Here is an 8728-nt window from a genome sequence, read left to right on the forward strand (position 1 = left end):
ATTTTGACCATGCCCCGTTCTCGCCCGTGCATAGAAAAATCGCGGTCGGGACCTTCATGGGCCAGATCTGCGACGGTTACATCCTGGGCATTGTCGGCATTGCCCTGACCTATGCCACGGGAGCCCTCGGGCTGAACGGCTTCTGGATGGGACTGATCGGAGCCGGCGCGCTCTTCGGCATCCTGCTCGGCAGCCTGCTCGGCGGAATCATCATCGACAAGGTCGGCAGAAAGACCGCCTATTCTTTTGTTGCGGTCTTCAGCCTGGCGCTGTCCGTCCTGCAGTTTTTCCTGTCCGATCCCGCAACCCTGGTGGCGGTCCGCTTCCTGCTGGGCATGTGCGTGGGCGCGGACTACACGGTCGGCGTGGCCCTGCTCAGCGAGTGGACCCCGGAACGGATTCGGACCAAAATGATGAGCTGGCTCATGGCCGCCTGGACCTTCGGCTACATCATCTCCTACTTCGCCGGTCTGCTCATCGCCTCCAAGGGCGGCGACATGGGTGAAAACGGCTGGCGGTGGATCATTTCCTCCTCCGCCGTGCTCGCCCTGCTCACTCTGATCGTCCGCGTCGGCTCCCCGGAATCCCCGAGCTGGACGCTGGCCAAGAGGGGCTCCCATGCGGCCCTCGAACTGATCCACCGCCAACTCGGCGAGGGCTACGCCCTGCCGGAAAAGAAGGAGCAGGCGCCTTCCGCCTCGTTCTTCCGCCTCTTCAGCCCCGAGCTGTGGCGCAACACCATCACCTCCTGCACCTTCTTCCTCTGCCAGGTCCTGCCCTTCTTCGCCATCTCCATCTTCCTCCCCGTGGTCGTCGAGGGGCTGCACATCGCCAACCCCCACGCCTCGGGCATGATGTACAACGGCTTCACCATGGTCGGCGTCATCATCGGCATCCTGATCGCCGACGTCATCTCCCGCCGCGCGTTCCTGTTGTGGACCTTCTACGGCGCCGCGGCCATCCTGACCGTCATGACCGTCTGGCAGAACATGCCGCCCACCCTCGCGTTGATCCTGCTGGGCGCCTTCTCCACCGTGCTGGCCATCTCCATCGTGGCCGAATGGCTGTATCCGCCCGAGCTCTTCCCCACTGAACTCAGGGGTTCCGGCGTGGGCCTGACCATTGCCGCCAGCCGCATCGGCGCCGGCATGGGCACCTGGATGCTGCCGGTCGTCATGGAGCAGTACGGCGTCACCGTCACCCTGGGCTGCTGCATCGCCACCCTGGTCATCGGCGGCATCGTCTGCCAAATCCTGGCGCCCGAGACCTCGCCCCGGTTCATGAAAGCCCGTTCCCAAGCCACACCCGCAACCTCCGTCTAGCATGCCGGGCACGTCTTAACCCCGGCATGACCCGTCCTCACGATGTCCCCCGGCACGCCTTCCTCCGGGGGACATCGCCTTTTTTCGGAGTCACTATCCATGTCCACCCGGACCATGCACCTGTCCACACTTTCCTCCGGTTACGGCTTCACCGTCCTGGCCGCCTTCAGTTGGTCCCTGATGACCCTGTTCGCAAAGGCCATGCTCGCGGCGGGCCTCTCCCCCATGGAAATCTCGTTCTGGCGGGCGGCCATCGGCGGCCTCTGCTTCATCGCCTCCGCCGCCTCCCTCCGCACGCTGCGGATTCCGCCGGCCCGTGCGCTGCTTTTCATCCTCTGGGGAGTGCTGAGCGTCGCCGGGCTGTTCTACGTATTCCTGACGTCCATCCAGTACAACGGAGCGGCCATGGGGGAGATACTGCTCTACACGGCTCCGGTCTGGGTGGCCGTCTTCTCCCGGTACATCTCGGGCGAGAACGTCTCGAGACGGAAATGGACCGCCATCGCCATGGCCCTTTGCGGCGTGGCCTTCGTCTGTTTCTCCGGCGGCAGCATCCGGGGCGGGTTCTCCCCGGTCGGCATCCTCTGCGGCCTGGCCTCGGGGCTGTGCTACGCCATGCAATACCCGTTCTTCAAATACTGGCAGAAGCATCATAGGACCGAGACGATATACGCCTACATGGAAATCGGCGGCGTCCTGGCCATGCTGCCCTTCGTCCGTTTTCACACGCCCTACGCGCCGCAGACGTGGTCGATGGTCGTGCTCATGGCGTTCTTCACGGGCTATCTCGCGTTCTGGGCCTACGGCCAGGGATTGCGGCGGCTGCCGCAGGTGCATGTGGCCGTACTCTGCAACCTGGAGCCGATCCTGGGCACGGCGTGGGCCTGCTGGTTCTTCGGCGAGAACTTCACCCCGGCGGGGTGGGCAGGGTTCTCCCTCATCCTCGTCGCCGTCCTGATCCTGGCCACGGAGCGGGCCCGACATGCCGGGTAACATCTGGATCAATTGCAGCGAGGCGTCCGGCGACATGTACGCCGGGGCCCTGGCGGGCGAGCTGCTCCGCCTGGACCCCCAGCTCGAAATCGGCGGCCTGGGCGGGCGGATGCTGGCGCTCGGCGGCGCCAAGGTGCACTTTCCCATGACCAGGCTGTGCTTCGCCGGGTTCATCGACGTGCTCCGCGGTCTGCCCGGCATCTTCCGCCTGCACCGCGAGATCGTGCGGGCATGGAAACGGAGCCGCCCGGACGTGGTCGTCATGATCGACTGCCCGGACTTCAACCTGCCGCTGGCCAAGGCCGCCCACGCCATGGGCATCCCGGTTCTCTACTTCATCGCCCCGCAGTTCTGGGCCTGGAAGCAGCAGGGGCTGAACACCCTTCGGCGCTGCGTGCGCAGCACGCTCTGCGCCCTGCCCTTCGAGCCCTCGTTCCTTCGCGGCAAGGGGTGCCGGTCGGCGTATGGAGGCCACCCCCTCCTGGACGTGATCCCCCTGCAACGCCTGGATCGCATCACGCCCGACCGCTACCAGGTGGGCATCATGCCGGGAAGCCGGAAAAAGGAGGTCGCCTTCCTCCTGCCCGAATTTGCGGAGGCGGCGGCGCGCCTCCACCGCGAAATGCCCTGGATCTTCTTTTCCATCGCCAGGGCCCCGGGCATCAGCCGACGCTATCTGCGCCGATTCTGGCCGGACGGCGTCCCCGCCGTCATCGTGGAGCCCGACGAGCGGTTCGAGATGATACGGCGGTCCGGCATGGTGCTGGCGGCGTCGGGGACGGCGACGCTTGAAACCGGCCTGATCGGGACTCCGACCATCGTCGCCTACAAGATCGATCCCCCGGCGGCCTACCTCCTGCGCAGGCTGGCCACGTCGAAATGGATCAGCCTTACCAACATCCTGTTCCGCGAGGAGTTGTTCCCGGAATACCTCCAGGAGCGCGCCACGGCGGACAACTGCCACGCGCAAATGGCGGCATGGCTGAACGACCCCGGCATGCTGCTGAACATCCGCAACAAATTGCAAGAGCTGCGCCGCATCGCCGGCCCCTCGGGAGGAATCCGGTTCGCGGCGGAAACGATTCTTGCCCAACGAAAAGGAGAACGGCAATGAACATCGGCTTCATCGGAACGGGCAACATGGGCGGGGCCATCATCCGGACGCTCGGAGACATGGAGGGCGTCACCGTCTTCGGGGTGAACCAGACCAGAAGCAAACTGGAGGCGCTGGCCAAGGAAACCGGGCTCATCCCGTGCGCCGGCATTCGGGAGCTGACGGAGAAATCGGACATCGTCGTCCTGGCCGTGAAGCCGCAGCACGCCAAGGGGGTATGGCCCGAAGCCATTCCGGCCTTGACAAAGGACAAGTGCCTGGTTTCCATTGCGGCGGGCCTGACCCAGGAGGACCTGCGGCGCGGCGTGGACGGCGTCTGCCCCGTCGTCCGCACCATGCCCAACACCCCGGCCCTGATCGGCGAGGGCGTCACCGCCGTGTGCTTCGACGACCCCGGCCTGACCGACCGGCAAAAAGAGGGCGTGCGGGCCGTGTTTCAACACACGGGAGACGTCCACGTCCTGCCGGAGCCGCTGTTCGACGTCTTTACCGCGGTGATCGGCTCGGGCCCGGCATTCATCTTCTACCTCATCGAAACCATGATCGAGTCCGGGGTGGAATTGGGGCTGGAGCGGGAGAGCTCCTCCCGCATGGTCAAGAAACTGTTCCGGGGCGCGAGCCTCATGGCGGAGCAGTCGGACCGGCACATCGCCCTGCTCCGGGAGATGTCCGTGGCCCCGCGCGGGACGACCATCGCCGCCCTGGCCCATTTCGATCGCACCGCCGTGCGCGGGAACATCATGGATGCGATCCGGGCCGCCTATGACCGGAGCGTGGAGATGGGCGGCGGCTCCATGTCCTAGGCTCACCGGCGAGGTGCCGGAAACAACCGCCCGCGCCTCGGCGCAGGGCAACGTGAACGGACATGAAACAGGATAAAAGAGGCCGGCAGGCCGACCGGGAAGCGCTCCTCGCCCTGGCCGTCTATGCCCTGTATTTCGCCTGGTGGTACGCCTGCGGCTACGGCCTGGGCTCGGGCGACCCCGAAACGTACGACTACGTTTTCGGGTTCCCCGCCTGGTTCTTCTACAGTTGCATCGTGGGCTATCCGCTCATCACCCTCCTGCTCTGGGCGGTCATCCGGTTCCTCTTCAGGGATATGCCCCTGGACGCCGACGGCCCGGCCCCGGAAGAGAGAGACGGCAAGCAATGAACGCGTCGACCCAGATCGTCATCCCCGTTGTCGTGTACCTGGCGGCGTCCATCGGCATCGCCCTGTGGGCCCGCGGGCGCTCCGACGGCGCAACCTCGCAGGGGTTCATCGAGGAATATTTCCTCGGCAGCCGGTCCATGGGCGGCTTCGTGCTGGCCATGACCATCGTGGCCAGCTACGCCAGCGCCAGCAGCTTCGTCGGAGGCCCCGGCGTCGCCTACCGGCTGGGCCTCAGTTGGGTGCTGCTCGCCATGATCCAGGTCCCCACGGTCTTCCTCACCCTGGGCATCCTGGGAAAACGGTTCGCCATCGTGGCCCGCGAGACCCGCTCCGTGACGATCACGGACTACCTGCGCGCCCGATACCGCAGCGACACCGTGGTCATCCTCTGCTCCCTGGCGCTGATCGTCTTCTTCATGACCGCCATGCTGGCGCAGTTCATCGGCGGAGCCCGGCTCTTCCAGACCGTCACGGGCTACCCCTACGCCGTGGGGCTGGCTCTCTTCGGCCTCAGCGTGGTGCTCTACACGGCCGTGGGAGGATTCCGCGCCGTGGTCATGACCGACGCCATCCAGGGACTCGTCATGACCACGGCCGTCGTGGTGGTGCTGCTGGCGGTCATCAAGGCCGGCGGCGGCGTGGCCCAGTGCGTCGCCACCCTGCGGGATATCGACCCGGGACTGATCTCGCCCACCGGACCGAACAACGCGGTGCCCCAACCCTTCACCCTCTCCTTCTGGGTTCTGGTCGGCATCGGCGTCCTGGGGTTGCCGCAGACCGCGCAACGGTGCATGGGCTACCGGGACTCCCGGGCCATGCACCAGGCCATGGTCGTCGGGACCCTGTTCATCGGCTTCATGATCCTGTGCGTTCACCTCGCCGGGGCCTTCGGCCGCGCGGTGTTCCCGGAGCTGCCCGCCGGCGACCTGGCCATGCCCACCCTGATCGTCCAACTGCTCCCGCCGGTCTGGGCGGGCATCTTCATCGCCGGGCCCCTGGCGGCCATCATGTCCACCGTGGACTCCATGCTGCTGCTCGTCTCGGCGGCCATCATCAAGGACCTGTACATCCAGTACAGGCTGCATGGCGACGCTGCGGCAATGCCCGTGGCCACGCTCAAGAAGGCGAGCTTCGCCATCACTGCGGTGGTGGGCCTGCTGGTGGTCGTTGCGGCCATCGAGCCGCCGGACCTGCTGGTCTGGATCAACATTTTCGCCTTCGGCGGGCTGGAGGCGGCGTTCCTCTGCCCCATCGTGCTCGGGCTCTACTGGAAGAGGGGCAACGCGGCCGGGGCCATCACCTCCATCCTCGGGGGCGTGGGCGCCTACATCATCCTGTCCCTGATCAAGCCGGACATGGGCGGCTTGCACGCCATCGTCCCCACGACGCTGGTCAGCGCGGTGGGCTTTGTCGCCGGTTCATTGGCGCACCCCGGCAAGGAAAACTGACCGAACTCCCGAAAAACAGGAACGCCCTCGATTCCCCGCACCACCGGACGGAAATGGCGGGAGAGACTGGCGCCCGGCCATGCCGCGCACAAGAAAGGCAGCGACAGGGCCGAAACGCCCCCCTCTGCGCCCCTATACGGGGGAACTCCAAAGCCACCATTGCCATCGAAGTGGATGGCGAGGTCAAAGCCGTCTGGGTACCCCCAGCGATGTCGAATCATACAGGGAAATGATCACCCGCGCGCCCCCTGTCCGCATCGCCTGCCTTGGCGACAGCCTGACCTTTCCTTGCGCATATAAGTATTTGTGCACACAACAGGTGACGAAGAAATGATGTTTCGACGTATGGCTCCAGCCTTTTGCTCAACCTTGCCATCCAATCCGGACACAACATCGGGACAAAATTAATGTGGATGTGTTCCACGTCCGTATACCCTGCGGTTTTGCACCAGCGCATCAATGTCGATGAGGTGAAGGACTGTTCCTCGTGTTGCCGATGGTAGGGGGACAACTTTTCAATCACCTTCAGAAGAGGGCTGTTGCCATTCGGCTCGGTAATCAGCAGCGTATCGCTCCACTGCGTTGCGAGCCGGATAGCTGTTTCCGGGTCCGAAAGGTGATGCAACACACCGGTGAAAAGGACACTGTCGAACCTCTCGTCCAACTGAAGCTCATACACACTCGACACTTGGAACTTTGCCCGGTCGGCGACACCGGCCCGCAGCGCCGAGTCGTTCGCCTGCGCCACTGCGGAGTCCGCAGGGTCGATCCCAAGAATGGACTTCGCTCCAAACGGCAAAAGCGCAAGGCTGTACACGCCATCGCCGCATCCCAGATCAAGCAGACGCTTCCCTGCCATGGGATGCAACTGCGTCAGGCCGCGCAGGATTCTCGCCTTCGCCAGTTCCGTTGACAGCCGCCCCAGGTTATACGAATAGTTGCCCTGCTTTTGGACGTCTTCATTGAACCGGCTGACGTTCTCTTTGGTCTTCGGTTTCATGCTCGACTTCCCTGCCGATCTTGCGGCCAGTCACGAAAATGTTGCCCACGGGCAAGGTGACCCGAATCTTTTCCAGGCCCATACGCTTGATGAGTCGACCGGCGGCGTTTTTCAAACATACCGGCAAAGGAGTCAACCGCAGCCAGTAGGACGGCGGGTAAGAGTTGCTGAAGGCCTTGATGGACACATCAACGAAGCCTGCGCCCTCCAACAGCGCCTGTACTGACCTTCTGCTGAACAACTGCAAATGCTCTATGTCGATTATGGGGGAACGCTGGCCCAAGGCGCGATTGAGCCAGGCCCGGCGGTCATGCACCACCAAGGCGATACGTCCGCCTGGCGCCAGCGCGGCAGATGCCGCACCGACAAACTCCCGGGGGGACGGCAGGTGCTCCAACGTCATGAAGGAGCACACGAGTGCGGGGGCACGCCCCTGTAGCCACTCCGCCGAGAACACGCCGCGCCGCAACATTGGCCGGACATCCGAAGCCGCCGCATTGATCGCCGAATCGGACGGCTCTATGCCCGTCACCTGCGCAAAACCGGCATCCCGCAGATGCCTCAGGAAGGCCCCGTTCCCGGCGCCAACCTCCACGGCAAGGCCAAAGTCTGGCATCCCCCCCAGATACGGCCCGAGGATGCGGGCATACGTCTGCGCCGCGCAACGGGCCTCTTCGCCCGAACCATATGCAGCTTGGGCGTACTGCTCCTCCAAATATCCCGAGGCGGGAGGCCTCGGTGTATACACCACATCACACGCCGGGCAATGCACAAGCCTATGCCGCATGAATTCGGGGTTCTTGCGTGAAGCATATGTTTGCTCGGAGATGGCCTTCGGATCTATCCTCTCGGGCAGATACGGTTCATACTCCCGGCTTCCGCAAACAGGGCAAGGCCTTTCGTCCGAGGCGGTGCTCACGGCCAGGTCTCCTTTCGGGCGCTGGAGGCGCCCTCCGACCTTGTTTCGCCGTCCATGATGAGGTGCCGACGAATAAACGGAGGCCTGGCTTTCGTCTCTTCAAGGACCTTGCCGAGATACTCTCCCAAAATGCCAAGCCCGAGGACGGACGCGGAGCCAAAGAACATGACAAGCAGGCTGATGAACGTGGTGCCCTGGGGCGAGGACTCTGGAGCGACCACCTTGGCGACAATGCAGAAGAGCATGGTCAGGCAGGAAAAGACAAAAGCCATACCCCCAAAAGCCGTCAACAGATGAAGCGGCATTTTACTGAAGGAAAAGATGGCCTTTTTGGCCCAACCGAGATTCCGGATCAGACTGTTGGTGCTGCGCCCGAACAGCCTTTCCGGACGGACATAGTCCACGCCGACCTGCTGGAACCCGACATATGCCCGCAATCCCCTCAAGAAGGAGTCCCGCTCCCGGCACTCCAGGATGTGCTGCACCACAACCCTGTCCACCAGCGAAAAATCTCCAGCGTCCCTGGGAATGGGTATTTCACTCAACCTATCGAACAACATGTAAAAAAGCCTATAGAAAAACTCCAGCCATCCCGGCATCTCCCGCTTGAGGCGGCGGCCATACACAACATCCGCCCCATCCCTCCATTGCTTTACGTGTAGTGGTTCATACTTGATCTGACAGTCTGCCCCTTTTGATGGGCCGCAATTGTCAGATTAATTCAGCTTTGAAACGTGTTCCGTCCAGAGCTGCTTTCCGTCAATCCTAGTTTCCATGGG

The 8728-nt window shown here is 63.6% G+C and carries 9 protein-coding genes; 6 read left to right on the forward strand and 3 right to left on the reverse strand.

Annotated elements, in window-relative coordinates; genetic code table 11:
- Positions 1 to 56 precede the first annotated feature (56 nt).
- From PHP91_RS06560 to panF, 6 genes are all read left to right on the forward strand, one after another.
- On the forward strand, positions 57 to 1322 hold the full coding sequence (locus tag PHP91_RS06560; RefSeq protein ID WP_300138659.1) for an MFS transporter: 1266 nt from the start codon (positions 57 to 59) through the stop codon (positions 1320 to 1322).
- A 99-nt stretch (positions 1323 to 1421) separates the two neighbouring features.
- A complete protein-coding gene (locus PHP91_RS06565; protein WP_300138662.1) occupies positions 1422 to 2315 on the forward strand; it encodes a DMT family transporter in 894 nt (297 codons plus the stop codon).
- Complete coding sequence (gene lpxB / locus PHP91_RS06570) at positions 2305 to 3429, forward strand: lipid-A-disaccharide synthase (RefSeq protein WP_300138665.1); 1125 nt, start codon at positions 2305 to 2307, stop codon at positions 3427 to 3429. The genes PHP91_RS06565 and lpxB overlap by 11 nt, the downstream gene beginning before the upstream one ends.
- On the forward strand, positions 3426 to 4232 hold the full coding sequence (gene proC, locus PHP91_RS06575; RefSeq protein ID WP_300138667.1) for a pyrroline-5-carboxylate reductase: 807 nt from the start codon (positions 3426 to 3428) through the stop codon (positions 4230 to 4232). Before lpxB ends, proC begins: the two co-directional genes overlap by 4 nt.
- Positions 4233 to 4294: 62 nt before the next feature.
- Entirely contained in the window at positions 4295 to 4582 is a 288-nt protein-coding gene (locus PHP91_RS06580) for a YhdT family protein (protein ID WP_300138670.1), read from the forward strand.
- Complete coding sequence (gene panF / locus PHP91_RS06585) at positions 4579 to 6030, forward strand: sodium/pantothenate symporter (protein ID WP_300138674.1); 1452 nt, start codon at positions 4579 to 4581, stop codon at positions 6028 to 6030. The genes PHP91_RS06580 and panF overlap by 4 nt, the downstream gene beginning before the upstream one ends.
- A gap of 217 nt (positions 6031 to 6247) precedes the next feature.
- Here the strand turns inward: panF and PHP91_RS06590 are convergent, their stop codons facing one another.
- From PHP91_RS06590 to PHP91_RS06600, 3 genes are read right to left on the reverse strand one after another with little or no spacing between them, the layout of a single operon-like run.
- Positions 6248 to 7030, reverse strand: coding sequence for a class I SAM-dependent methyltransferase (locus PHP91_RS06590; protein WP_300138677.1), 783 nt, complete (start codon positions 7028 to 7030; stop codon positions 6248 to 6250).
- On the reverse strand, positions 6990 to 7949 hold the full coding sequence (locus PHP91_RS06595) for a class I SAM-dependent methyltransferase (protein ID WP_300138680.1): 960 nt from the start codon (positions 7947 to 7949) through the stop codon (positions 6990 to 6992). The genes PHP91_RS06590 and PHP91_RS06595 overlap by 41 nt, the downstream gene beginning before the upstream one ends.
- A complete protein-coding gene (locus tag PHP91_RS06600) occupies positions 7946 to 8575 on the reverse strand; it encodes a hypothetical protein (RefSeq protein ID WP_300138683.1) in 630 nt (209 codons plus the stop codon). The genes PHP91_RS06595 and PHP91_RS06600 overlap by 4 nt, the downstream gene beginning before the upstream one ends.
- Positions 8576 to 8728 lie beyond the last annotated feature (153 nt).

Origin of the sequence: Pseudodesulfovibrio sp. (assembly GCF_028692895.1) — a bacterium.
In the GTDB taxonomy this organism is placed as follows: Bacteria; Desulfobacterota; Desulfovibrionia; order Desulfovibrionales; family Desulfovibrionaceae; genus Pseudodesulfovibrio.